This is a genomic window from Erythrobacter sp., from assembly GCF_039988855.1.
Classification (GTDB): Bacteria; Pseudomonadota; Alphaproteobacteria; order Sphingomonadales; family Sphingomonadaceae; genus Erythrobacter.
In genome coordinates this window covers 503,073-525,902 of sequence record NZ_JBDXIY010000015.1, presented here as the reverse complement: position 1 = coordinate 525,902, position 22,830 = coordinate 503,073, and the positions used below count along the sequence as shown (strand labels likewise).

20 protein-coding genes and 1 tRNA gene are annotated in these 22,830 nt (G+C 56.1%); 15 read left to right on the top strand and 6 right to left on the bottom strand.

Annotated elements, in window-relative coordinates; all coding sequences use genetic code 11:
* Window positions 1-55: 55 nt before the first annotated feature.
* Genes ABJ205_RS05345 through ABJ205_RS05335 form a run of 3 tightly spaced genes read left to right on the top strand, consistent with a single transcriptional unit; the run spans window position 56 to window position 3,037 of the window.
* Window positions 56-1,201, top strand: a complete 1,146-nt coding sequence (locus ABJ205_RS05345; RefSeq protein ID WP_348158763.1) for a GNAT family N-acetyltransferase — start codon at window positions 56-58, stop codon at window positions 1,199-1,201.
* A gap of 3 nt (window positions 1,202-1,204) precedes the next feature.
* Window positions 1,205-2,083, top strand: a complete 879-nt coding sequence (locus tag ABJ205_RS05340) for a cupin-like domain-containing protein (protein ID WP_348158765.1) — start codon at window positions 1,205-1,207, stop codon at window positions 2,081-2,083.
* Window positions 2,084-2,116: 33 nt separating this feature from the next.
* On the top strand, window positions 2,117-3,037 hold the full coding sequence (locus ABJ205_RS05335) for an acyl-CoA thioesterase domain-containing protein (RefSeq protein ID WP_348158767.1): 921 nt from the start codon (window positions 2,117-2,119) through the stop codon (window positions 3,035-3,037).
* A 97-nt stretch (window positions 3,038-3,134) separates the two neighbouring features.
* Here ABJ205_RS05335 and ABJ205_RS05330 read toward each other — a convergent pair whose 3' ends face one another.
* Together ABJ205_RS05330 and ABJ205_RS05325 are read right to left on the bottom strand one after the other, a co-directional pair.
* The gene (locus tag ABJ205_RS05330) at window positions 3,135-3,734 is read right to left on the bottom strand and encodes a universal stress protein (protein WP_348158769.1); all 600 of its coding nucleotides are present in this window, start codon (window positions 3,732-3,734) and stop codon (window positions 3,135-3,137) included.
* 86 nt (window positions 3,735-3,820) lie between these two features.
* Window positions 3,821-4,432, bottom strand: coding sequence for a DUF1190 domain-containing protein (locus ABJ205_RS05325; protein ID WP_348158771.1), 612 nt, complete (start codon window positions 4,430-4,432; stop codon window positions 3,821-3,823).
* 176 nt (window positions 4,433-4,608) lie between these two features.
* Between ABJ205_RS05325 and ABJ205_RS05320 the strand changes: the two genes are divergently transcribed.
* Both ABJ205_RS05320 and ABJ205_RS05315 read left to right on the top strand, forming a co-directional pair.
* On the top strand, window positions 4,609-5,775 hold the full coding sequence (locus ABJ205_RS05320) for a glutathionylspermidine synthase family protein (RefSeq protein ID WP_348158773.1): 1,167 nt from the start codon (window positions 4,609-4,611) through the stop codon (window positions 5,773-5,775).
* Window positions 5,776-5,829: 54 nt separating this feature from the next.
* Window positions 5,830-7,323: a carotenoid oxygenase family protein gene (locus tag ABJ205_RS05315; RefSeq protein ID WP_348158774.1), complete on the top strand. Its 1,494-nt coding sequence runs from the start codon at window positions 5,830-5,832 to the stop codon at window positions 7,321-7,323.
* An 8-nt stretch (window positions 7,324-7,331) separates the two neighbouring features.
* On the opposite strand, the gene ABJ205_RS05310 is transcribed toward ABJ205_RS05315, so the two are convergent.
* Complete coding sequence (locus ABJ205_RS05310) at window positions 7,332-7,613, bottom strand: S24/S26 family peptidase (RefSeq protein WP_348158776.1); 282 nt, start codon at window positions 7,611-7,613, stop codon at window positions 7,332-7,334.
* Window positions 7,614-7,791: 178 nt separating this feature from the next.
* Between ABJ205_RS05310 and ABJ205_RS05305 the strand changes: the two genes are divergently transcribed.
* Together ABJ205_RS05305 and ABJ205_RS05300 are read left to right on the top strand one after the other, a co-directional pair.
* Window positions 7,792-8,403: a superoxide dismutase gene (locus ABJ205_RS05305; protein ID WP_348158778.1), complete on the top strand. Its 612-nt coding sequence runs from the start codon at window positions 7,792-7,794 to the stop codon at window positions 8,401-8,403.
* 175 nt (window positions 8,404-8,578) lie between these two features.
* Window positions 8,579-10,120, top strand: a complete 1,542-nt coding sequence (locus tag ABJ205_RS05300) for an MFS transporter (protein WP_348158780.1) — start codon at window positions 8,579-8,581, stop codon at window positions 10,118-10,120.
* 39 nt (window positions 10,121-10,159) lie between these two features.
* On the opposite strand, the gene ABJ205_RS05295 is transcribed toward ABJ205_RS05300, so the two are convergent.
* Complete coding sequence (locus ABJ205_RS05295) at window positions 10,160-11,332, bottom strand: FAD-dependent oxidoreductase (protein WP_348158782.1); 1,173 nt, start codon at window positions 11,330-11,332, stop codon at window positions 10,160-10,162.
* A gap of 10 nt (window positions 11,333-11,342) precedes the next feature.
* A complete protein-coding gene (uvrC, locus tag ABJ205_RS05290) occupies window positions 11,343-13,298 on the bottom strand; it encodes an excinuclease ABC subunit UvrC (RefSeq protein ID WP_348158892.1) in 1,956 nt (651 codons plus the stop codon).
* A 65-nt stretch (window positions 13,299-13,363) separates the two neighbouring features.
* Between uvrC and ABJ205_RS05285 the strand changes: the two genes are divergently transcribed.
* The 3 genes from ABJ205_RS05285 to ABJ205_RS05275 all read left to right on the top strand — a co-directional run bounded on the left by ABJ205_RS05285 (window position 13,364) and on the right by ABJ205_RS05275 (window position 17,257).
* Window positions 13,364-14,554, top strand: coding sequence for an NAD(P)/FAD-dependent oxidoreductase (locus tag ABJ205_RS05285; RefSeq protein ID WP_348158784.1), 1,191 nt, complete (start codon window positions 13,364-13,366; stop codon window positions 14,552-14,554).
* A gap of 142 nt (window positions 14,555-14,696) precedes the next feature.
* Window positions 14,697-16,379 carry a wax ester/triacylglycerol synthase family O-acyltransferase gene (locus ABJ205_RS05280; RefSeq protein WP_348158786.1) on the top strand — a complete coding sequence of 561 codons (1,683 nt, stop codon included), beginning with the start codon at window positions 14,697-14,699 and terminating at the stop codon, window positions 16,377-16,379.
* Complete coding sequence (locus ABJ205_RS05275) at window positions 16,379-17,257, top strand: alpha/beta hydrolase (RefSeq protein WP_348158787.1); 879 nt, start codon at window positions 16,379-16,381, stop codon at window positions 17,255-17,257. The genes ABJ205_RS05280 and ABJ205_RS05275 overlap by 1 nt, the downstream gene beginning before the upstream one ends.
* Window positions 17,258-17,268: 11 nt before the next feature.
* Here the strand turns inward: ABJ205_RS05275 and ABJ205_RS05270 are convergent, their stop codons facing one another.
* The gene (locus ABJ205_RS05270) at window positions 17,269-20,424 is read right to left on the bottom strand and encodes a hypothetical protein (protein ID WP_348158789.1); all 3,156 of its coding nucleotides are present in this window, start codon (window positions 20,422-20,424) and stop codon (window positions 17,269-17,271) included.
* 250 nt (window positions 20,425-20,674) lie between these two features.
* Here ABJ205_RS05270 and infA point away from each other — a divergent pair, with 250 nt between their 5' ends.
* The 5 genes from infA (at window position 20,675) to ABJ205_RS05245 (ending at window position 22,824) form a co-directional block, all read left to right on the top strand.
* Window positions 20,675-20,920, top strand: a complete 246-nt coding sequence (gene infA, locus ABJ205_RS05265) for a translation initiation factor IF-1 (RefSeq protein ID WP_007163491.1) — start codon at window positions 20,675-20,677, stop codon at window positions 20,918-20,920.
* Between the two features lie 15 nt (window positions 20,921-20,935).
* Complete coding sequence (locus ABJ205_RS05260) at window positions 20,936-21,508, top strand: Maf family nucleotide pyrophosphatase (RefSeq protein ID WP_348158792.1); 573 nt, start codon at window positions 20,936-20,938, stop codon at window positions 21,506-21,508.
* Window positions 21,501-22,454 (top strand): ribonuclease, encoded by a 954-nt coding sequence (locus ABJ205_RS05255; RefSeq protein WP_348158794.1) that lies wholly within the window; start codon window positions 21,501-21,503, stop codon window positions 22,452-22,454. The genes ABJ205_RS05260 and ABJ205_RS05255 overlap by 8 nt, the downstream gene beginning before the upstream one ends.
* Entirely contained in the window at window positions 22,451-22,633 is a 183-nt protein-coding gene (yacG, locus tag ABJ205_RS05250; RefSeq protein WP_348158796.1) for a DNA gyrase inhibitor YacG, read from the top strand. Before ABJ205_RS05255 ends, yacG begins: the two co-directional genes overlap by 4 nt.
* A 116-nt stretch (window positions 22,634-22,749) precedes the next feature.
* Window positions 22,750-22,824, top strand: a tRNA-Phe gene (locus ABJ205_RS05245).
* Window positions 22,825-22,830 lie beyond the last annotated feature (6 nt).

Sequence of the window (22,830 nt, the reverse complement as noted above, 5' to 3'; positions counted from 1 at the left end):
GTTTACGGAAGTTTATGGCGCGAATGACGGATTTTCCCCTATCTCGTGCGCAGACATGCAAGCGAGCACCCAAATCCTTCCCGGCAATACGCAGCCAACATCCACTCAAAACAGTGAGCTGCGTCTTGTGTCTGCGCAAAAAGCGATGTCGCCCGCATTCCTTGATGCGTGGAAAAAACTCGCAGCCCGCGCCGCTGAACCCAACCCCTTCTTCGGACAATGGTTTGCAGGCCCATCGCTTGAACAATTTGCCATCGGTGAAGACTACACCATCGCCGCATATTGGAATGGCGGTGAGCTTGCCGGTGTTCTCCCTCTGGTGCGCTCAAGCGATTATTATGGGCACCCTCTGCCGCACATGAGCAGTTGGCTGCATGACAACGCGTTCAACGGGGCGCCGCTCGTCGCAAAGGGATGCGAAGAGGGGTTTTGGACGGCCCTGTTCCAATGCCTTGATAGCGCACCGGGCCCAGCACTCTTCCTTCACCTGCCTGCATTGCCTGAACGCGGTGCGCTTAACACAGCGCTAGCGCTCACCCTTGAAAGGGTGCGCCGCCCTGCTGCGATAGTTGAGCGCAAAGAGCGCGCCATGCTGGCCTCCAGCCTGACGGCCCAAGAATACCTCGAAGCATCGATGACCCAGAAACGCCGCAAAGAGCTGCGTCGTCTTCGTAAGCGGCTTTCTGAATTGGGCGATCTCACGTTTGAACGCCTTGAAGGCAACGAACGCCTTGAGCCATGGATTGAACAATTCCTCACGCTCGAAGCGGCAGGATGGAAAGGCGTTGCGGGTTCTGCTCTGAAGAGCAATGCCGCCTCATATGCGTTCTTTGCTGACACGATGTATGGCGCTGCTCAGGCTAGAAGTCTTGAGCGTCTTGCGCTGCGTCTGGATGGCAAACCCATCGCGATGCTGGTCAACTTCATCACGGCTCCGGGCGCTTACAGTTTTAAGACCGCTTTTGACGAAGACTATGCACGTTTCTCACCCGGCCTTCTGCTGCAAATCGAAAATCTCGCAATGCTCAGTCGCGAAGACATCGAATGGACGGATAGCTGCGCAGTACAAGGTCATTCGATGATCGAACGTATCTGGTGCGAAAAGCGCGAGTTTATCAGCCGCAATATTGCCATTGGAGGGTCAATTCGCCGCCTAACCGCGCGCGCGCTTATGGCCTTTGAGACACGAGAGCGGAGTTAGGACATGAACGCTCAAGCACCTCGTTTCACACCCGCCGCGATGGGAGTCTTCGAACCGCACGCGCGCGATACTTTCATCCAGCATTACCCTGAAGGCCCTCACTCTTTGCGCCACAATCTCGGTTTGCATCCCCTGCTTGAGCTTGACGCGCTGGCTGGGTTGGCAGAGCAGCTCCCCGCTGCGAGCATTGAATACAACCGCGGCGATTTGCCCATCGGAGTAGATGGAAAACCAGGTTCCAATGGACTTTCCATTGGCGACACCATTCGGACAATCGCCAAGAGCAACAGCTGGGCAGTGCTCAAAAACATCGAACAAACCGATGCGTACAAGGCGCTATTATCAGATCTGCTGGATGAAATTCGAAACGAAATCGAAGCCAAAACAGGCAAACTTCTGACGCCGCAAGGCTATATCTTCGTCTCAAGTCCGAACGCAGTGACACCCTACCATTTTGATCCAGAGCACAACATCCTGCTCCAAATTCGTGGATCGAAGGCGATGACACAGTTTCCAGCGGGCAATGCGCGCTTTGCTTCGGACAAAGTCCATGAAAGCTACCACACAGGTGGCCCGCGCGAACTGCAATGGGACGAAAGCTTCATGGACGAAGCTAGAGAATTTCCCCTTGGTCCAGGCGATGCTGTCTTTGTGCCGGTCATGGCGCCGCACTTTGTTCGCAACGGTCCAGAAAGCTCCATTTCTTTGTCGATCACATGGCGTTCGGAGTGGAGTTATAGCGAAAGCGAAGCACGCGCATTCAACGGAGTGATGCGTAAAGCTGGTTTACATCCTAAAGCTCCTGGCCGTTGGCCTAAGTCGAACCGTGCCAAGTCACTTGGCTACCGGGCTTTGCGCAAGGTCGGCCTTACCCAAGCTTGACGTGTAAGGGTGGCTCAGCCCATGGGATGCGCCATGAGAGACACTCCAGACTATGCACGGCTCGTTGATGAGTTGGTTCAACTTCTAACCGTTCAGCGAGCTGCAACCGACGTGTACATTGGTTCACCGCAAAAAGGCGGTGTTGGCCGTGTCTTTGGCGGGCAAGTCATCGCGCAAGCCCTGCAAGCTGCTCAAGCTAGCGTTCCGGCAACAAAAGTTGCGCACTCAGTGCACGCCTATTTTCTGCGCGGCGGGCGCGAAGGTCTCCCTATCGAATACCGGATTGAGCGCGACTTTGACGGGCGCAGCTTTTCCAATCGCCGCGTTGTCGCATCTCAGGAAAATGAGGATGGCACTGCGACGCCTATCCTCAATCTGACCGCAAGCTTTCAAACGCCGGAAGAAGGTCTTGAGCATATGGATGCGCCTATGCCAGCGGTCGAAGACCCCGAAAGCCTAAAGACCGACATGGAAACACGCCGTGCGATGATCGATATGATAGGAGATAAGATCTCCGACGCGCAACGTGTGATCGCCCTTCGTCCACGCCCCATCGAGATGCGGACGACGGATAAGCTGCATTGGATGAACACTGAAAACAAAGACCCACGAGCTCACAGTTGGTTTAGAGCGGCCAGTAAGCTTCCCGATGATCCTGCACTCCACCGCGCTGTGATTGCTTATGCAAGTGACTACACCCTGCTTGGCACCAGCGCCCTTCCCCACGGCCTATCGTGGATGCGCGGCGAGCTTGTCGGGGCAAGCCTTGATCACACCTTGTGGTTCCACCAAAATGCGCGCGCGGATGAATGGTTGCTCTATGCAACAGACAGCCCATGGTCAGGCGGCGGTCGCGGGTTTAACCGCGGACGCGTCTTCAACCGCGATGGCCAGCTGATCGCCAGCGCAGCACAGGAAGGCATGATCCGAAAGAGGGTCAAGAAACCGAGTTAGTTGACGAGATAAAGCCGCGTGGCACCGTCAAATGGCATCGATCACGCACAGAAAGGCGCGTGTTGGAGAAGTGATTTTCTACATGCGTCTTTTTGCATCAATGAGCCAAAAGTACTGGAATTTTGGGGTTGCTGAGCACCTTACGGGTCACACCGCCCATGAGCATTTCAGCAAGCCTTGAATGGCCATAAGCGCCAAGCACCATCACACCGCAATCACGCATCACGGCCGCATCAAATAGCGTGTCCGCAATGTTTTGTTTATCGGGTGGGATTTCAACAACTTCAACAAGCACAGGTGAAGGCGCGTTGATCGCCAATTCACCCGCCATGGCGGAGGGGCTTCGCCCGCCTTCTTTACCGATGTCGCTTGAGCCAATGATAATCACATCATGCAATGCCGACTGTTCTAACAATCGCGTCTCAGCCATGCCGTAGAGAAAGCGCCATTCCCAAGAGACATCCTCATTGGCAAGGTCGGCCTCGACCTTATCGCGCAATGTTCGAGCGGCCTCTTTAATACGGGGGAGTGCCGCAGCCATTGCGCTTCCGTAGAAATTGCCGGGAGCAAAGACCTCGTAGTTTACTGTCTGGAGACAGGTGATATGTCCGCCATTTGCGCGCGCCATGTCTAAGGCGACCTGAAGGCGCGCTTCAAAGGCTTGATCTGCATCAACGTGTAACAGAATGCTCTTCATCGCTTATCTCCCTTAGTTAGGAGACAATCATGCGCCAGACGCGGCCTTCTGCATTGACCTAGATCAACTCTCGGACCCTATTTTGATTAACCGCCCTTGCTGCCACCAGCAGACTTGCTGCCGCCAAGCACACCGCCACCGCTTGCGCTGTTACGGCCAAAGTTTGAATCTTTCGCGCCATAACCCGGCTTACCAAAGCCAGCAGTGCGCGCCATTTGCGAAGCAGGCTTTACCTTTGGAACGCTTTTGGCACGCTCCAATGCGCGGCCAGCTGCCATATATTTTCCGGGCTGCCCGCCATAACCAAGACGCGAGCCATTGGCGGTTTGGTACCCGCCTGCGGTGCTCTTATAGAGTGGTCCTGTCTTCCCATCCTTCTTGGTTGAAAACCAAGCGACGATGAAGCCGGAATAATGACGACGTCCAGACGTCTGTTCGTCCTCTGGCGGCGTGTCTTGTACACATTGGCCCGGGCCGTAGACTGCTTCACAGTCTTCTTTCGCTTCAAAGCGCGGCGCATCTTTCGCAGCGATCTTTTGAGCGTCAGCGCGCATTTCTTCGCATTCTTTTGTGGTCTTACCGGTGGCCTTGGAGCAAGCAAAGACGTTTTCGAACACTTGGAGTTCGACATCTTTGGGGCCTTCTGATCCTGCCGCCTGCGCGGAAGGTGCAGGATCACCGCCACAAGCGCTTAGCATTACACCAGAGCTCAATGCCGCCATGGTTGTTAACCGAACTGACGATGAGCGCTTTGATCGATTTGCCGCCATTTTTCCACCTATCCCCGTAAGACTCTTGCCTGAGAGTGTCGTCTTAATCAGAAAAGGTTATCGTAAGGTGGATATTGGTTAGGACGTCTGAAAAGGGCCGATAAATGCTGCGCAAAACTCTCCCCGAAAGACCAAACTGGCAAGAGGTGGCAAAAGCAAACGGCTTTGTTTTCCATCATGTTGATGGCGATCTCTATTGGGATGAGCGCGCTTGCTGGCAGTTTACCTTGCGCGAGGTCGAAGATGAAATCGAAGACCCCACAACTGAACTTTATGCGATGTGTTTGGGGCTTGTGGATGATGCCTGTCACGATCAGCAGATGATGGAACGCTTAGCGATCCCGCGCGACATGTGGGACCCGATTGCGGCATCTTGGAAACGGGGCGATGCATCGCTCTATGGCCGCTTTGACTTTGCCTACACCGGGGATGGTCCGGCCAAGATGCTGGAGTTTAACGCCGATACACCGACCAGCGTTTATGAGACCGCTTTCTTCCAATGGAAGTGGCTCGAAGACATGATCGAGTTGGGCAAGCTTCCCGACACAACGGATCAATTCAACCGCTTGCACGAAGCCTTGGTTGAACGCTTTACGCAAATTCTAACACCAGGAAGCCTGTGCCATTTCTCCGCTGTAGAAAGTCATATCGAAGACCGCGCAACCGTTGCCTATTTCGAAGATATGGCAGGCCAAGCAGGGTTAGAGACGCGCTTTGTCGATATTGAGAAGATCGCCGTCGATGAAGAAGGCGAGTTCATGGATAGCGAAGGATACCGCATCGGCGCCATGTTCAAGCTCTATCCTTGGGAAGACATGATGGTTGAAGAAAGCGCTAGCCAATTGGCCGGGTCATCATGCAACTTTATCGAACCGCTGTGGAAGGCGGTCTTGTCCAACAAGGCAATCCTGCCGCTTCTTTGGGAGAAGCACCAGGGCCATCGCAATCTGATACCCTCTTTCTTTGCTGGAACGGAGGGTGCGCTGGAATTGCAAGCACAAGCCCATGTCGCCAAACCATTCTTCAGCCGCGAGGGCGCAGATATTGCCCTGTTCGACGGCGAGGCAAGCCATGTGGGTCCATCCGAAGGTTACGGTGCAGAAGGACACATCGTGCAAGGCTATGCGCCGATTGCCCGCTCTGGCGACAATCACGCCGTAATCGGCAGCTGGGTGGTGGGCGATGATGCCGCAGGCATGTCCATCCGCGAAGACGCCAGCCCCATCACCCGTGATCTGGCGCGGTTTCTGCCCCATATCATCATGGGATAGACGCCCCCTTCCCCTTATCCTCCCTCATAGCTACGATGCTTAAGGGAGATACAAATGCAGATCACGCGTCAGCCGCCGGTTAAGACCACTCTTGAGCCATCCAACCACCCGTATTTAAGCGGGCCGTGGACACCCGTTCACGAGGAAGTGGACGTCGATGAGCTCGAAATGATAGAGGGCGAGATCCCCGTAGATATCGACGGGATTTATCTGCGCAATACCGAAAACCCGGTTCACCAACCGCTCGGGCGCCATCATCCGTTTGACGGCGATGGGATGGTGCATCAGGTCAATATCTCTGGCGGCAAGGCAAGTTATCGCAATCGGTTTATCCGAACGCATTGCTTTGATCAGGAACAAATCGCAAGGGGCGCTCTTTGGGGCGGTCTGATGGACCCGTACGGCACGTCAAAGCGCCCTGGTTTTGGCGCGCATGAGGGGCTGAAAGACACTGCTTCAACCGACATCATTGTGCATGCAGGGGTGGCCCTTGCGACAATGTACCAATGCGGGGAAGCGTGGCAGATGGACCCGGTGACATTGGAGAATTTGGGCAAGGCATCATGGGGGCCATTGGATGGCATATCTGCACACCCAAAAGTTGATGAAGAAACCGGCGAGCTGATGTTCTTCAACTACTCCAAATACGCGCCTTACATGCATTATGGCGTGGTCGACCGGGCGGGCAAGCTTGCACATTATGTGCCCATCCCCCTTTCCGGCCCGCGCCTGCCGCATGATATGGCGATCACCAAAAACTGGTCGATCCTCAATGATATGCCGCTTTACTGGGATGAGAGTCTTCTAGACCGCAAAATCCACGCCGCGCGCATTCACGACGGTGTGCCCACTCGTTTCGCCCTGATCCCGCGCTATGGCCAGCCGGAGGACATCCGCTGGTTCGAAGCCTCGCCCACCTATGTCCTTCATTGGACGAACGCTTGGGAAGAAGGCGATGAGGTGGTCCTGGAAGGGTATTACCAAGACAAGCCCATGCCCGATCCACTCGAAGAAGCGGGCGAATACAGCCATATGATGGCCTATGTTGACGAACATTCTTTCCAAAGCCGCCTGCACCGGTGGCGGTTCAACCTCAAAACCGGCGAAACCCATGAAGAGCGCCTTTGTGACCGGATCGTTGAATTTGGCATGATCAATCCGCAATATCTCATGCAAAAGAGCCGCTACATCTGGTCCACCACATCGCGGCCCGGTTGGTTCTTGTTCAATGGATATCTGAGGCATGACACTGAGACTGGTGAGGAACAGGCCTACACCCTGCCCGAGGGTGTCTACGCAAGTGAAAGCCCGATGATACCAAGGAAAGGCGCGGCAGCAGAAGACGACGGCTATCTCGTGACGTTCCTGATTGATGAGAATTCTGGTGGGTCTGAACTTGCGATCCTTGATGCAAGTGACGTGTCTAAAGGACCGATTGCGCGCGCGCGGCTGCCCCACAAGATTTCAAGCGGCGTCCACACGACATGGGTGGAGCATTCTCAGCTTAAGAAAGATGCGCAACTGCGCACGGTTCAGGCCGCCGCCTAACCCAAAAGTTAGGCCAGCCGCCGCACCATAACGCCCAGCACATCCTCGCGCGGTACGCGTCCGACGGATTGTGCCTCATCGCCGCGCTTGCATTCAGCGCTGAGATGCACACCGCCTTTACGGCCGATTGCGGTGACCTTCTGAACGACTTTGCCAATTTCAGGATGAAGCGCCAAAACGGTATCTCCCCGTTTTGGACGGATTTTAGACTTAAAGAGAACCACACTGCCTTTTGGCAGCCGGGGTTCCATACTTTTGTCTCTCACCTTGGCGATCTTGTACCCGATCATGAGTTAGCTTCGTAAGCTAACAATCAGATTCGTGCCAAGACCCAAAAGTCACTTTTTTTACATTTATTGCACAAGGAACCGGACAGCTGTCTCGACTTGAAACAATGAATTGCAACTTTCCCTGCTCCTACGCATTCGCTAATGGAACAACCAATTCCAACGCAGGAGACTTTCTAACATGGCTTTTGACCTTATCGACCTTCCCTATGCTGACGACGCGCTTGCACCGGCAGTATCGGCAGAGACTCTGTCTTTCCACCACGGCAAACACCACAAGGCATATGTCGATAAAATGAACGCAGCGATTGCAGGCACCGCGCATGACGATGCCGCTCTTGAAACGGTTGTTGCCGATGCACGCGGTTCGAACGCTGGCCTGTTCAACAATGCCGCACAAACATGGAACCACGCGTTCTATTGGCACTCAATGGCAGCCTCCGAAACGGCGCCATCGGCTGATCTTGCGGCAAAAATCAACGCTGCCTTTGGCTCAATGGATGAGCTTAAAGCTCAGCTAAAGGCCCGAGGCGCAGGCCACTTTGCCAGCGGCTGGGTATGGCTCGCGGAAAAAGACGGCACGCTGTCTATCGAAGAAACTCACGATGGCGACACCCTTGCAGACAGCGGCTTCAACCCGCTTCTCACCATCGATGTATGGGAGCACGCCTATTACATCGACCACCGCAATGCGCGCCCTGCCTATCTTGATGCAGTGGTTGACGGGAAACTCAATTTTGCCTTCGCAAGCGAAAACCTCGCTCGTGGCAGCGCTTGGGTTTATCCGAAATAAGCCCATCGGCACATAAAGCTTCAAAAGGCCCGGCCCGCGCTTCCAGCGGTCCGGGCCTTTTTATTGGGCGAAAACGACGCCCTTGGTCCATTGTGCTTTACCTCTGCAGGGATTTGGTCAAAGCTGCACCCAAGAGAGACTGGCGTTCACATCGAACGCTTTGGGAGAGACAGATTTGACACAAGACTCCGCGGTTCAGGCCGCAGCGGCAACTGAGCCTGCTTTCCCAGCAAGTACCCCGAACACTGGATTTGGAACTCCCGGCTACCGCGCTTACGTGCTCGGCGCATTGCTGACGGTGTACGTCTTCAATTTTATTGATCGCACCATCGTCAACATCCTGACCGAACCAATCAAGCTCTCCTTTGGGCTTGAAGATTGGCAGATGGGCCTGCTTGGCGGCCCCGCATTCGCGGTGCTTTACACCTTCCTTGGCATTCCAATCGCACGGGCGGCTGAACGGTATAACCGCGTCCTGATCATCGCAGGTGCTGTGATTATCTGGAGCCTATTCACGGCGCTGTGCGGATTTGCAGCAAGCTTTTTGATGTTGTTCTTGTTCCGCGTAGGCGTAAGCATTGGTGAGGCTGGATGCACGCCCCCTGCGCAGTCATTGATCGCAGACTATTTCCATCCCTCGCGCCGTGCGACAGCGGTGTCGACCTATGCCCTTGGTGTGCCATTGGGCGGCATGCTTGCTTCGGTCTTCGGCGGCCAGCTTGCCGGGATAGATGGCGCGGCGTTTGGCGCTTGGGTCAGCTCAATAGGACTTGGGTCATTGTTCGGCGATCTAGACTGGTCACAGGTTGAAGGCTGGCGCATCGCCTTTGTTCTCGTCGGCCTACCCGGTATACTTCTTGGCCTGCTGGTGTGGCGTTCGATCAAAGAACCACCGCGCGGTTACACCGACCCTGCCGCCCTTCAAGGCCTTGAAAAAGTCAGCTTTGGCGAAGCGCTCAAAGTGCTTATGAAAAAGCCTGCCTATCGCCATGTCGTCTTTGGCGCGATGCTGGCTTCATTCGTCGGCTACGGCGTCAACCAATTCACCACCTCATTCCTGATCCGGACCCATGGCTTGACCATTCAACAAGCCTCGATCTTGTTTGGAGTCATATTGGGTCTGATGGCCGGAATAGGGGTTTTTGCCTCTGGTTGGCTCGCTGATCGTATGTCCAAACGTTATCCCAATGCGCTCTCCTGGCTTCCTGCGATTGGTATGGCGGCATCGGTTCCGCTTTATGCGTTCGGCTTTATCTCGAACAATCTGTGGTTCGCTATGCCTTCATTGATGATCGCAGCGATGATCCACTATTTCTATCTCGGGCCAATGTATGCCGTTTCCGGCGCCGTAGTGGACAGCCGCATGCGCGCGACCTCAGTCGCTATCACATTGTTCGTCGTGAACCTTCTGGGATATGGCCTTGGTCCTTTGGTGATCGGGGGCCTTTCGACCTACCTCAACTCCGTCTTCCTTGATGGCTATTCCCTTGGTTTGACCCTTGAGGCATGCAAGCCGCTGATCGCCATGGCCCCCGAGGTTAAAGCAGCGCTCGCTGGCAGCGATGCCGCAAACCTTACCGCATGTGCCGATGCCAATGCGAGGGGACTGCAATGGTCAATTGTGATCGCTTCTTGCGGTTACGCTTGGGCTGCACTGCACTACCTGCTGGCAGGGCGGACCTTGCAACAAGACATGGTAGCGAACACCGACGGGTAAGCCCCCAATAGGATTATCGCGCTTCGAGATGAATGCAGCTTAGGCCGAATAGGCTGCCCGCAGCGTCTCGAGCGCGATTTCCACCACCTGCTCATCGCTCTTGTCCGCGAGGTCAAGGGCCGCTGACCCGCCATTGAAGGCGCAGAGTATGGGCTCGCCCAGATACTTCTTCAGGTTCATCCACTGTGTGAACTGTCCAAAAGGCAGATCGCAACGCGGGGTCATTATCCATGGTTTATTGTCCCAAAACGCCTGATCAAAGCGCAAATAGAGCTTGTCCAGCACGCCCATTCCGATGCGCTCAATCGCGGTCCGCTTGGCCTTGGGTAGCGGCGGATCAAAGGCAATCGCATCTCTCTTCAGCACACCCAAGGGGACGGTGACAATCACAGCATCGAATGTGCGGCCATTGCCGACCTCAAAGCCGAGCTCGACTTCTTGCGTGCGGCTATCAATGCTGGCGACCTTCACGGAAAGTTCCAGCTCGTAATCACCTTCAGCCGCCGCAAAGATCGCGCTGTATCCGTCCCTGAAAATGACGTCATGTCCACCATAACCATCGCCGCGCCCGATCACTTTTGGATCGAGCAGGTCCTGGTGAGCTCCCAAAGCCGTCTGCACTTCGATTTCTTGAAGCAGCGTGCATGTGGTGGAGAAGAAGCCCGTTTTGCGGCCGTTCTGGCCGCGCACAACAGAGCTGTCAGTCGTAGGAAGTCTTACCAGTTCCAGGTCATCCGAAAGTTCGGTAAGCGGGTTGCCATTGATCCCGTGGATCCAGCTGGCGCCGAGGTCGAGAGGGACATCAAACGCGCGGTTGGTCCAAACTCGCCCACCTATTCGATCGCGAGCCTCAAACACGGTGACCGATTTGCCTGCTTCCGCAAGCAGTTTAGCAGCCGTTAGTCCGCTCATACCCGCACCGATCACCGCAATGGTGCTCGCATTCGTTTCGAGCACTTGCTCGGCAACAGAAAGACCAGTCTCATAAGCTGCATGAACCGTGCTGTTGAAGCTTGGGTGAGTGGCCTCGCCTGCGAAAAAGACCTTCTCGTCAATCGGCTGTGCAAGAGCATGATACTCTTCGGGGCTCGTGCCTTTGGCGACGTAGGAATAAGAGCCATAGCTGAGCGGGTCCGTGCTCCAATTGGTGCGGATATAGCCGGTGAGACCTGCGACGAAATTGGGCGATGCTTTGGCTTGGGGTAGTTGCATTGTTCACAGCCTACCCACTCGCGTGGTAGAAATCATATATCTTTCGCGCGACGGCATCGCTGACACCCGGCGCGCGCCTTAAGTCTTCTAACGCAGCGGCGCGCACCTTACTGGCCGTGCCAAAGTGCAAAAGCAGTGCCCGTTTGCGAGTTGGACCAATGCCCGGAATCTCGTCGAGCGGGCTGGCCGTGATCGCTTTGGAGCGCTTCGCCCGGTGCGCGCCAATCACATAGCGGTGGACCTCATCGCGAAGGTTTTGCGCATAGTACAGGACTGGCGAATTGGTCGGCAGCATCTTTTCGCGCCCACCGGGGAAATGGAAAATTTCGCGCCCTTCGCGTCCGTGATGGGGGCCTTTGGCGATGCCGATAACGGGCAAGTCTTCAATGCCAAGCTCACCCAGCACTTCCATAACGGACGACAGCTGGCCTTTTCCGCCATCGACCAGCACAAGGTCCGGCCACACGCCTGCCCGCTCACGGTCGGGGTCGTCTTTCATCGCTCTAGTAAAGCGGCGTTCCATCACCTCGCGCATCATCGCAAAGTCATCATTGGTCTGCGCGGACTTGATGTTGAATTTGCGATATTGCGACTTTTCAAAACCTTCGGGGCTGGCAACGACCATCGCACCCACGGCCTTTGCCCCTTGGATGTGGCTGTTGTCGTACACCTCGATCCGCTGCGGTGGTTCGCCCAGCTCAAGGAATTCAGCCAGCTCGCGCTGCACTTTCGCTTTGGTTCCGCTTTCGGCAAGCCTTCGATCCAGCGCCTCAACCGCATTGCGTTCCGCCTGCGCCATAAGTTTGCGCCGGTCTCCGCGTTGGGGAATGGAGATCACGACTTTCTTTTCAGCCAGCTCTGACAAAGCGGCTTCGATCAATTCGCTTTCAGGCAGTTCACGGTCGGTCAAAACAGTGGGCGGCGGCGGCACTTCCTCATAAAATTGCAGCATGACGTTGGCGAGGACCTGAGCCTCTTCGACGTCTTTGATGTGGGAGGGGAAGAAGGCCCTGTGCCCCCAGTTTTGCCCGCCCCGGATGAAGAAGGCTTGCACACACATTTGCCCGCCTTTGGCCGCAATCGCAAAGACATCGGCATCGCCCACATTCTTGGCGTTGATAGCTTGCGACCCTTGGATAAAGGTCGCCGCGCGCAATCGGTCGCGCAAAATCGCGGCGGTTTCAAAATCGAGATCTTCGGCAGCCTTCGCCATCTGTTTTTCCAGATCGGCCTGCACCTTGCCCGACTTGCCCGCGAGGAAATCCTTCGCTTGCGCAACGAGGGCGGCGTAATCGGGCTCGCTAATCCGGCCCACACACGGCGCTGAACATCGCTTGATCTGAAAAAGCAAGCAAGGCCGGTCGCGATTGTTGAAAAAGCTGTCCGTGCAAGACCTTAGGAGGAAGAGTTTCTCCAGCGCATTAAGCGTGGTGTTGACGTTGCCAGCGCTGGCAAAGGGGCCATAATAATTGCCCTTGGCTCGCCTTGCCCCGCGATGTTTGTGGATGCGCGGGAATTCATGATCAGCGCGCAGCAGGATGAAAGGAAAGCTCTTATCATCACGCAGCAACACATTGAAAGGCGGGCGGTATCTCTTAATGAGCTGCGCTTCGAGAAGCAGCGCCTCGGCTTCGGAATTGGTGGTCACAATCTCCATACTGCGGCACTGGGAGACCATGCGCTGCAATCGGTTCGTCAACTGATTGACCTGCGTATAATTGACCACCCGCGCCTTCAACGAGCGCGCTTTGCCCACGTACAGAACATCGCCCCTTGCGTCACACATCCGGTAGACCCCGGGGATGGGTTTGAGCGTCTCCACCACCTCACGAATGGCTGCAACGCCCAACTCCAAATTGGGCTGAGCGCGCGCGACTGTGGAGGCCGCCTGAGCCTCATTGAAGCGCTCGGCACCGTCGGGGTTTTGAGGACTTCCCACTCCATCTTTTCTTGGCGCGCTGGACATGAGCGTTAGATAGGGTGCGCGGCTACCCATTGGCAATGCATGGGCAACCCACTATCGGCCACAAAATGAAGCATTATGACGCGATAATCCTTGGCGGCGGCGCTGCGGGCCTGATGTGTGCAGCGCAAGCGAGCAAACGGGGCCTCCGCGTCGTGGTGCTTGAAAAAGCAGAGAAGCCCGGCAAGAAAATCCTGATTTCCGGCGGGGGCCGCTGCAATTTCACCAATATGGATGCAGGGCCTGCAAATTACCTTTCCGAAAATCCGCATTTCGCCAAGTCCGCACTTTCTCGCTACACTCCGCGCGATTTTATCGAGCTGGTCGATAAGCACGGCATTGCATGGCACGAAAAGACGCTGGGACAGCTATTTTGCGATGGGTCAGCAGGCCAGATCGTCGAGATGCTGCTCAACGAATGTGGGCCGAGTGTGGAGGTGCTTTGTGATGCTTACATCGGTGCAGTGGCGAAAGATGGTGACACATTCGCCGTTTCCGCCAGCGGGGAAACCTTCGCCGCACCGCAATTGGTGATTGCGACCGGCGGGCCCTCAATCCCTAAAATGGGCGCAACAGGATTTGCTTATGATCTGGCGCGCCAGTTTGGCCTGCAAGTGGTCGAACCGCGTCCTGCACTTGTCCCGCTCACCCTTGGCGGCGAGGACGTACTGTTCCGCGAGCTTTCCGGGGTATCGGCCCCCGTCCGGGCGAGTGCGGGTAGCAAGAAGCGGAAATCCAATTTTGAAGAAGCTGCACTCTTCACCCACAAAGGGCTTTCCGGTCCCGCCATTCTGCAAATCTCGTCCTATTGGCGGCCGGGCGAAGAGGTAGGGATCGCCTTCTTGCCCCATGTCGAGGCAAATTGGCTGCTTGAACTTAAACGCGGCCGCCCGCGTGCTGGACTCAAATCGGCGCTGCGCGAGCAACTGCCGGACCGGCTCGCGGACGCGCTCGCTGAGAAACTGGGGATAGATACCGAGCTCGGCAATGTCTCAGATAAGGTCTTGAGGGGCGCTAGCGAGAGGCTTGCCAATTGGCGCTTCACGCCCAGCGGGTCCGAAGGTTTCGCTAAAGCCGAGGTCACCATCGGCGGCATCTCGACAAACGAACTTTCCAGCAAAACCATGCAATCCAAGACAGTTCCCGGCCTTTACGCCATTGGCGAGGCGGTGGACGTGACGGGCTGGCTTGGCGGCTACAATTTCCAATGGGCATGGGCGAGCGGAGTCGCGTGCGGAGATGCAATGAACCCCGCCTAGCATTGGGCCGTAACGTAAGGGCCTGACGTGGGCGTGAGCTTGTGTCACCTGTGAATTGTGCTTACCCCTCGTAAATAATAGCATTCAAGAGATCACTGAGATCGAGCACGTTAGGAGAGGCCGTTTGCAGCAACTGCAGGGTATGGATTCATCATTTGTGGCGATGGAATCGCCCAATTCCCCGATGCATATTGGCAGTTTGCTGATCTACAATCCTGAAACTGCGCCCGGTGGATTTGTCCGGTTCAAGGACATTCTCGAATTTTTCCGTAGCCGGATGCAGCTCTCCAAGACAATGCGCCAAAGGTTGGTGCGCGTGCCATTTGACCTCGATTACCCTTATTGGGTCGAGGACCCCGATTTCGATCTGGAATATCACCTGCGCCACGTTGCGTTGCCAAAGCCGGGCGATTGGCGCCAGCTTTGCATTCAAACCGCGCGCATCCATGCACGCCCGCTAGACCTCAATCGCCCACCTTGGGAATTCACTGTGGTGGAAGGGCTCGACAATATTCCGGGGTACCCGCCGGGCTGTTTTGCCTTTGTGACCAAGGTTCACCATGCCGCAATCGACGGGATGAGCGGGATCGATCTGATGGAAGCGCTCAACACTCTTGACCCCCATACGCCTCCGCCTAACAAGCCCGATACTTGGAAGCCTGAGAGGATCCCGAGCCCAGCAGAGCTTCTTGGCAAATCCTATATCAACGGCCTGATCAATCCGTTGAAACAAGTGAAGGTCGCAGCCCAAGCAGTGCCGGGCGTTGCCAATGCAATCAAAGGGTTAATTGCCCGCGATTTCAAATTGACGAGCGATTACGTGCCCCCGCGCACCCGTTTCAACAAGACCATTTCGCCGCACCGCGTCGTCGAAGGTCAACGCTTTCCGCTCGCTGATATGAAGGCAATTCGCTCGCTTACACCGGCCGTAAAAGTCAAAGTAAACGACGTGGCGCTCGCGGTCATTGGCGGCGCGTTGAACAAATATCTGACTGCGAAGAATGATCTGCCTAAATCGACCATGACGGCGATGGCTCCTATATCGGTGCGTTCAGACGGCGAAAAGAGCGATATGGGCAATCAGGTATCCGCCATGATTGCGCCTTTAGGCTCGCATATTACAGATCCAGCAGAGCGGCTCGCATTCGTCTTTGGCCGCACCAGCAATTCCAAAGCGATGACAAATGCCATTGGCGCGCGCACCATGACCGAGGTGTCAAAGGTGAACCCGCTGCTTTACATGGCTTTGGGCGCGCAGTTGTTTAACAGGGTTAGCATCGCACATAGCCTTGCCATGCCGTTCAACACGGTAGTGACCAATGTCCCCGGCCCGCCAATTCCGATTTACTCGGCCGGCGCACGTCTGGAGAGCATGGCGCTATCACTGATCTGCCTTACTGACGGCCTGGGTCTTGCTCACGTGGTCCAATCGTACCGCGATGAGGCTTATATCAGCTTCACTGCATGCCGGGACATCATGCCCGACCCTGAATTTTATTCGCAGTGCCTCAAGGATAGCTTCGACGAGATGTTGGCCGCTGCCAAGGCGACTCAGACAGCTGGGGAGAAGACACCGGTTTCGGCCAAGAAACCGGTTGCCAAGAAGGCTGCAACCCGCAAAACTGCGCCTAAGAAACCGGCTGCGAAGAAACCAGTCGATAAGCCGGCAGCGAAGAAAGCAGCGACCAGAAAATCGCCGACCCGCAAGGCTGCGGCGCCTAAATCAACAAAAACAACCACTAAAGCGGCGGCCAGAAAGGGAACTCCGGCCAAACGCAAGCCATCGACCGCTTCGGCGGCTCGCATTGCTGAGGAGAGCAAATAATGGCCAGCTTACCCACTTTCCGCGATCTGCCACCTTTGCCAGGCAGCATTGTCGTCGATGATGCGAAATCACCGAGCGACGTGCCGGTACAAACGCCCCGCGCACCCAACCCGTTTTTGGCCCTTTCCGAAGGGCGCGCGGTGTTCGAATTTGGCGCCTTTTACGCCTCAAGAGCTTACCTCTCGACTTTGCCAAAAGGCGATGGGCATTCGGTGATGGTTCTGCCTGGATTTATGGCTACCAACAGTTCGACTGCGCCCATGCGCGGGCTTTTGAAAAGCCTTGGCTATGATGCACATGGTTGGGATTCGGGACGCAATGTTCGCGTGAACGAAGAGCTAGTCAAAAAGTTGGAAGATCAAATTGATCGGCTTTTTGAAGAAAGCGGCCGCAAGATATCTCTCATTGGCTGGAGTCTAGGCGGAGTATTGGCCCGCGAACTTGCCAAATTGCGGCCTGAAAAAATTCGCCTTGTGATGAGCCTTGGCAGCCCCATTACCGATGACCGTGCCCACACCAATGCATCGCGCCTGTTTGAGTTCTTCAATGGCGATGAACCCGAAGAAATCCGTGACGGCCAATTCCGCGGGCTCGATATTGCGCCGCCTGTGCCTACAACTTCAGTTATGACCAAAACAGACGGCGTCGTGCATTGGCGCGGCAGCGTGCAAGACCCGGACAAGGCCAGCGGTGCGCCAACGGAGAACATCCGGGTTTTCGCAAGTCACCTCGGGCTTGGCGTCAATCCAAGTGTGATGATCACAATCGCCGATCGTCTGGCTCAACCAGAAGGTGAATGGGCGCCGTTTAAGGCACCGACTTACCAAAGGTGGATGTTCCCAAAACTTGATGAAAGCTGGGGAATACCAGGTCTTTAACCGCCGGGTCTTCAGAACAATTTGCGGATGTCGATCCCGATAAAGCGGCCAACCGGATCAATGAGAAACGGTTGGAAGTTAAGCGGTGTATCCCCGTTCTCATCCACAACCTTCAGCTGAGCGTCGAACACGTTATCGGCGCGCAAAGAAACGCGGACATTCTTCAAGATCGCGCTGTCGCTGCCGGTTAGCTGATCGATATTTGCGAACAACCGCAAATCGAAGGTCGCCAGGTCATCGAAGAAGACCGTGCTGCTGCCTGTAGCGCCTGAGCCATCAAGCCGCGTCGAGCCCGTGTATCTTCCGGAAAGCCGTATTCCTACACCATTGCCAAACAGACCCGCCTCAAGACGAGTGGTGTTGCTAGGAAAGCCAAAGGCATTGGTTGATTGCCCATCGAGCTGATCCAGGGGTGCGAGGTCGGGAGCGATCAGGATTTCGTTGTCGAGCTCAATTGTATGGTTGAACGAGAAGAAGTAGCGGAACCCTCCGGAATTGCGGCGTGTGAGTGGGTTGAAACCGCTTGCGGGAGCACCACGCGGCGCACCGCCGCTAGCTGGACCCGGCGAGTTGTCGCCATCAGAATTACACAGGCGCATGCGCAAACCCGCAATACGTTCTGATGAAAGCTGCCCGTCCTCATCACGAATCCGATCAATCATGAAACTTGCCATATTGTGATCAAAACCCGGAATCGTGTCCGAGACATCTTCACCCCGTTCAATCCGCGCAACAAGGGCCCGCAATTGAGCCTCCCCATCTTCGGCGCAAACCAAATCCCGGAACGCGGTAAAGCCTTCGCCCATCGGTCCTGCCGGCGGACCACCTGGCGCACCAGAGGGTCCTCCTCCGGGCGACGCGCCGGGAGGGCCGGAAGATGGACCGCGCGCGGCAGCGGGGTCCATGTTGCAAATACGGGTCCGCATTTCTGCAAGACGCGCAGGATCAATCTGGCCGTCCTCGCCCTTCATGCCTTCGACCATACGCATCAAGCGCGGAGAACCTGCTCCGGGGATGATCTCTGAGGCATCTTCGCCATTTGCGATCGCTGTGGCTAAACGGGTAAGGACCTCGAGACCATCATCAGCGCAAATACGCTGTCTGATTTGCATGAAAGCTGCGCGCCGACCTTCTCTTTGCCCTGCGCCAGCTGCTGGCTGGCTCGCAGATACAGCAGTTGCAGGAGGACCACCTAACCCAGCTCCCGGCCGCGCGCCCCTTTGATTGGTACGTTGATTGTCACGCCGATTGGCACCCTGACCACCTCCAATTCTACCGCGCAAATTCAGGCTGAAGTTGAGCCTATCTGCTCGCGTTTCGGCGAAAGTGACCTGCCGACTGTCAAGCGCAATCAAAGTGCCTCCAGCGTCGCGGGTTATTCTGTCTGGAAAGGCCGCTTCGATCTCTGGCGTCACCTGCGGGAAACTGCTCACCACATCATCAGATCGATTGCGGATGTACTCCACCTGGAAACGCGCGCCTGACCAGAAGGGCAACTCCCAATTGGCGGCGAACTTCCAGTCGCGTTGCGTCTCCGCCACAAGGTCGGGATTCCCGCCCGTTGTCTCATCGACCAGCGCCGTTTCACCATTCGTGAAGTCGAACACTGGAAGGTTGAAATTGACCACTTGAGGATCGCCGAGCGCGCTCAGCGTCGGAGCGACTTCGCGGTAGATGTAAGTCGCAGTGAGGTCGAGATTATCAAACGGGGCCCATGTCAATCCAGCTGTATAGTCGCCGAGCAGCCCAAAATCAGAAAGGTCCTCAAACCCCGCTTGCAAATTGAGAGTGAAGCTGCCCAAGGCGTCTGCAAAACCTTCGCGGCGGCTTGTGATCGGGATGTTCAAATTGGCGCCTGTCGAAATGCGCCTACGGGTGAGCTGCGCTGCCGTATCGCTGCGCGTGTCAGAGCTTTCGATGCGGTCCCAATCGAGTCCCAAATCAAAGGTTGCAATCAACTCGCCGCCCGGCAGGTAGGTCAACGGTCCGCGCAGTGTCGTGAGCGAACCTAAGTCGATCGTGCGCCGGTCAGCGACGTCAAAACCCGTTTGGACGCTAGTGGGCAGAGCGCTGTCCAGCGCGATCAGCCCCAACTCCGCAGCCTCCTCCAACTCGCTTGTATCAAACAATTGATCAAAGCGGGTTTCGCTCTCAGCCAGATTAGCGTCGAATGTTGTAGTCAAGCGAAACGCGTTTACAGGCGTATTGATTGACCCGGAGGCGGCGAAACTGTCTGTTGCCACTGTCTGCTGGATCGGCGTCTCCTCGCCAAAGGTTCTAAGAACGCTGTTTCCCGTCGCATCGGTGAGCAGAACCGTGTTTAACCCTTGCAGCACACGCGCATCGCTGCGCTCATAAAACACATTGGCCGAAACCGCGGTCCCGCTCTCCAGAAAGGCTTTCGCCCAACTAACATTGCCCTCAAGAGTGCGGCTGTCGGAGATCAGCGAACGGAAAGGCGCTGGGTCTGGATCACCCGCAATATCGGACGCCGATCCAGTTGTCTGAATAATATCGCGCTCATCCTCAGTCAGAAGCGACGTGTCATTCGCCTCAAAATTCACATTCAGTCGAGCGCCATTGGTGATTTGCAGGAAACCGAGCTCTTGTTCACGCGTGTAATTGCCGCCGCGCGACGGACCTTCAAATTCGAACTCCACCTCAGCATTGCGGTAATTGTCTTTAAGAATGAGATTGATGACCCGGCGGTCAGGCGGAAAACCAAAACGTTGAGCCACCTCTTCGGGGAAAACCTCAAGCTTTTCCAAGGCTTCCGGCGGGTATTGGAAAAGCTCTCTAAAGGATCCGGGGCGAATACCATTCACAAGGATAACTGGCCGGCCACCACTACCCCGCCCACGCGAAGAACCGGTTTGTGCGCTGACTTGCGTTACAAGATCGGCAATTGAGGCAACGCCCTCGGCAGCGATTTCTTCTTCACCAAGCTCAAGCAAGGGGGCTTGTTCTACGTCGAGTTGTCCACGAAGCCGTTCACCGCGAACGACGATGCCACCTGCGCCAATCTCTTCTTCCTCGTCGCCCGCAGCCGAACTGACAGCTTGTGATAAAGCCGCCTCGTCATTTTGTGCATGTGCAAGTTGAGGAATTAGCGCGCAAGCGGAGGCGCCCACAAAGAGTGAGGTGCGAGAAAATTTGGAGAGGTTCATTCGTGCCCTTTTGAGCTTTTGTGAACGCCAAACAAGATGGCGCTTTGTATCAATTTGCATCAGCTGGAACGAACCCTCGCGGCGGTGGTATCCACGCGGCGTTCAATCCTGCTCAATTACAGTCAATAACGCACGAGGCTTCCCTTTTGTTCTCAGCATCGCTAAATGGCCCGCAAATGACGATAAACAGTGTGCGGCGACCATTTTGAGTTCGGTTCACCGCACACAAGAAACGAGACATAGGAAACCCATGGCCAAAGAAGAACTACTCGAAATGCGCGGGCGCGTCGTCGAGCTGCTGCCTAACGCGATGTTCCGGGTAGAGCTTGAAAACGGCCATGAAGTGCTGGGTCACACCGCTGGCAAGATGCGCAAGAACCGCATCCGCGTGCTGGTTGGCGACGAAGTGCTCTGCGAGCTAACGCCCTACGACCTCACTAAGGCACGTATCACCTATCGCTTTATGCCGGGCCGCGGCGGTCCCGGCCCGCAATAAGGTTTCGGGCCCACCATGGGCTCTCCCCATCTGACATTGGCTTCGGCATCGCCCCGGCGGCGAGACCTGTTAGCGCGCCTGGCTTTGACACCTGACGCCGTGACGCCAGCCGATATTGATGAAACCCCTCTGAAAGATGAGCGTCCTCGCGACTATGCACTGCGCATGGGCCGCGAAAAGGCTCTGGCAGTTTCGGCAGAGGGTTATGTGCTGGCGGGCGACACTGTGGTTGCGGCTGGCAGACGGATTTTGCCTAAAACCGAAGAAGAAGGCGAAGCGCGCGATTGCTTGAAGCTTTTGTCCGGGCGCCGCCATGCGGTGTTGACTAGCGTGGTCTTACGCGCGCCTGATGGCACATGCCGCGAGCGCCTTAATGAAAATGTGGTGCGGTTTAAAAACCTCTCCGCCCAAGAAATCGACGCCTATATCGCCAGCGATGAATGGCGCGGCAAAGCGGGCGGATACGCAATCCAAGGACAGGCCGAAGCTCTTATCCAATGGATGAAGGGCTCTCATTCGGGCGTCATGGGCCTGCCACTGTATGAAACGCGCGCGCTTTTGAAAGCGGCGGGGTTCGCTCTTGACTGAATGGGTCACCGAACAGGGCATCGGCGAGACACGCGAGGTATTGTTCGAGGGCGACCATGTCCTTGCCGCGCGCCTGAGATGGCCCGGAGAGCTCACCGCCGGGTCAATTCATGATGCGAAGCTAACCTCTAAAGCCTCTGGCAAAAACCGCGGGAAGGTCACGCTCTCTGGCGGACAAGAGGCATTGGTTGATCACCTTCCACGCGCAGCCACCGAAGGGCTCTCGGGCAAAGTGCGCATTACGCGCAGCCCAATTGCCGAACGAGGCCGGTTAAAGCTTGCGCAAGCCCGCTGGATAAACGGTGATGCAACTCAGGAAACCGGCGCGCCGACAAGCAAGCCCATGCGTGCATTCGACACCGGACAATGGGAAGAAGTCTGGCACGCGGCATCTTCCGGCAGCATCGCTTTTTCCGGCGGCGAGATTTTGTGCGCTGTTACGCCCGGCATGACCGTAATCGACATCGACGGCAATCTGCCACCGCGCGAGCTTGCCCTTGCCGCAGTGCCTGCCATTGCCAAGGCGTTGATTTGGTTTGATCTGGGCGGGAATATCGGCATCGACTTCCCTACACTCGAAGCCAAGGCTGACCGGCGTGCGGTGGATGAAGCTTTGGCCAAAGCACTCTTAGAATGGCCCCATGAACGAACCGCGATGAACGGCTTTGGCTTTGTGCAAATTGTGGCGCGATTGGAAGGCCCCTCCCTCCTCCACCGCTTTGCAACTTCTCGCACGGGGATGTGCGCGCGGTATGCGGTGCGGGTGGCAGAGCGGACCGAGGGAACCGGGCCTGTCCTCCTCCTCACCGTCCACCCTGCCCTCAAAGCCAAGCTCAAGCCCGAGTGGGTCGAAGAGCTGTCCAAGCGCACCGGACGGCAGGTGCGGATAGAGACCAATCCTGCCCTTGCACTCGAAGCGCCGAGCGCTCAGATAATGCAAGCATGACCACCAGCAAATCCTGCCCCATTTGCAAGAAACCTCGCCAAGACGACTTCACGCCATTTTGCTCACAGCGATGTAAAGACCGCGATTTGGCCCAGTGGTTTGGCGATGGATACACTGTGCCCGGCGAGCCCGTGGACCCCGAACAAATCGCGCGCAGCGAATGGGAAGCACAAGAATAGTCGCGCAAAAGGGAAATCCACCCATTTCCCTCTTGCCAAGTTGACCAAGCCACGCCATAGCGCCGCTTCATTTGCTCGCTAGGCCGGTTTTTGCAGCCTCGCACGATGCAGCGAATGCCCGGGTAGCTCAGGGGTAGAGCAGCGGATTGAAAATCCGCGTGTCGGTGGTTCGATTCCGCCCCCGGGCACCACGCTGA

Excerpts from the sequence above, each read along its gene's own strand:
- ABJ205_RS05310 (WP_348158776.1), bottom strand. The coding sequence starts at position 7,613 with ATGATCGGGTACAAGATCGCCAAGGTGAGAGACAAAAGTATGGAACCC.
- ABJ205_RS05305 (WP_348158778.1), top strand. The coding sequence starts at position 7,792 with ATGGCTTTTGACCTTATCGACCTTCCCTATGCTGACGACGCGCTTGCA.
- ABJ205_RS05325 (WP_348158771.1), bottom strand. The coding sequence starts at position 4,432 with ATGCTAAGCGCTTGTGGCGGTGATCCTGCACCTTCCGCGCAGGCGGCA.
- ABJ205_RS05320 (WP_348158773.1), top strand. The coding sequence starts at position 4,609 with ATGCTGCGCAAAACTCTCCCCGAAAGACCAAACTGGCAAGAGGTGGCA.
- uvrC (WP_348158892.1), bottom strand. The coding sequence starts at position 13,298 with ATGTCCAGCGCGCCAAGAAAAGATGGAGTGGGAAGTCCTCAAAACCCC.
- ABJ205_RS05275 (WP_348158787.1), top strand. The coding sequence starts at position 16,379 with ATGGCCAGCTTACCCACTTTCCGCGATCTGCCACCTTTGCCAGGCAGC.
- ABJ205_RS05345 (WP_348158763.1), top strand. The coding sequence starts at position 56 with ATGCAAGCGAGCACCCAAATCCTTCCCGGCAATACGCAGCCAACATCC.
- ABJ205_RS05260 (WP_348158792.1), top strand. The coding sequence starts at position 20,936 with ATGGGCTCTCCCCATCTGACATTGGCTTCGGCATCGCCCCGGCGGCGA.
- ABJ205_RS05335 (WP_348158767.1), top strand. The coding sequence starts at position 2,117 with ATGAGAGACACTCCAGACTATGCACGGCTCGTTGATGAGTTGGTTCAA.
- infA (WP_007163491.1), top strand. The coding sequence starts at position 20,675 with ATGGCCAAAGAAGAACTACTCGAAATGCGCGGGCGCGTCGTCGAGCTG.
- ABJ205_RS05340 (WP_348158765.1), top strand. The coding sequence starts at position 1,205 with ATGAACGCTCAAGCACCTCGTTTCACACCCGCCGCGATGGGAGTCTTC.
- yacG (WP_348158796.1), top strand. The coding sequence starts at position 22,451 with ATGACCACCAGCAAATCCTGCCCCATTTGCAAGAAACCTCGCCAAGAC.
- ABJ205_RS05315 (WP_348158774.1), top strand. The coding sequence starts at position 5,830 with ATGCAGATCACGCGTCAGCCGCCGGTTAAGACCACTCTTGAGCCATCC.
- ABJ205_RS05270 (WP_348158789.1), bottom strand. The coding sequence starts at position 20,424 with ATGAACCTCTCCAAATTTTCTCGCACCTCACTCTTTGTGGGCGCCTCC.
- ABJ205_RS05330 (WP_348158769.1), bottom strand. The coding sequence starts at position 3,734 with ATGAAGAGCATTCTGTTACACGTTGATGCAGATCAAGCCTTTGAAGCG.
- ABJ205_RS05285 (WP_348158784.1), top strand. The coding sequence starts at position 13,364 with ATGAAGCATTATGACGCGATAATCCTTGGCGGCGGCGCTGCGGGCCTG.
- ABJ205_RS05280 (WP_348158786.1), top strand. The coding sequence starts at position 14,697 with ATGGATTCATCATTTGTGGCGATGGAATCGCCCAATTCCCCGATGCAT.
- ABJ205_RS05295 (WP_348158782.1), bottom strand. The coding sequence starts at position 11,332 with ATGCAACTACCCCAAGCCAAAGCATCGCCCAATTTCGTCGCAGGTCTC.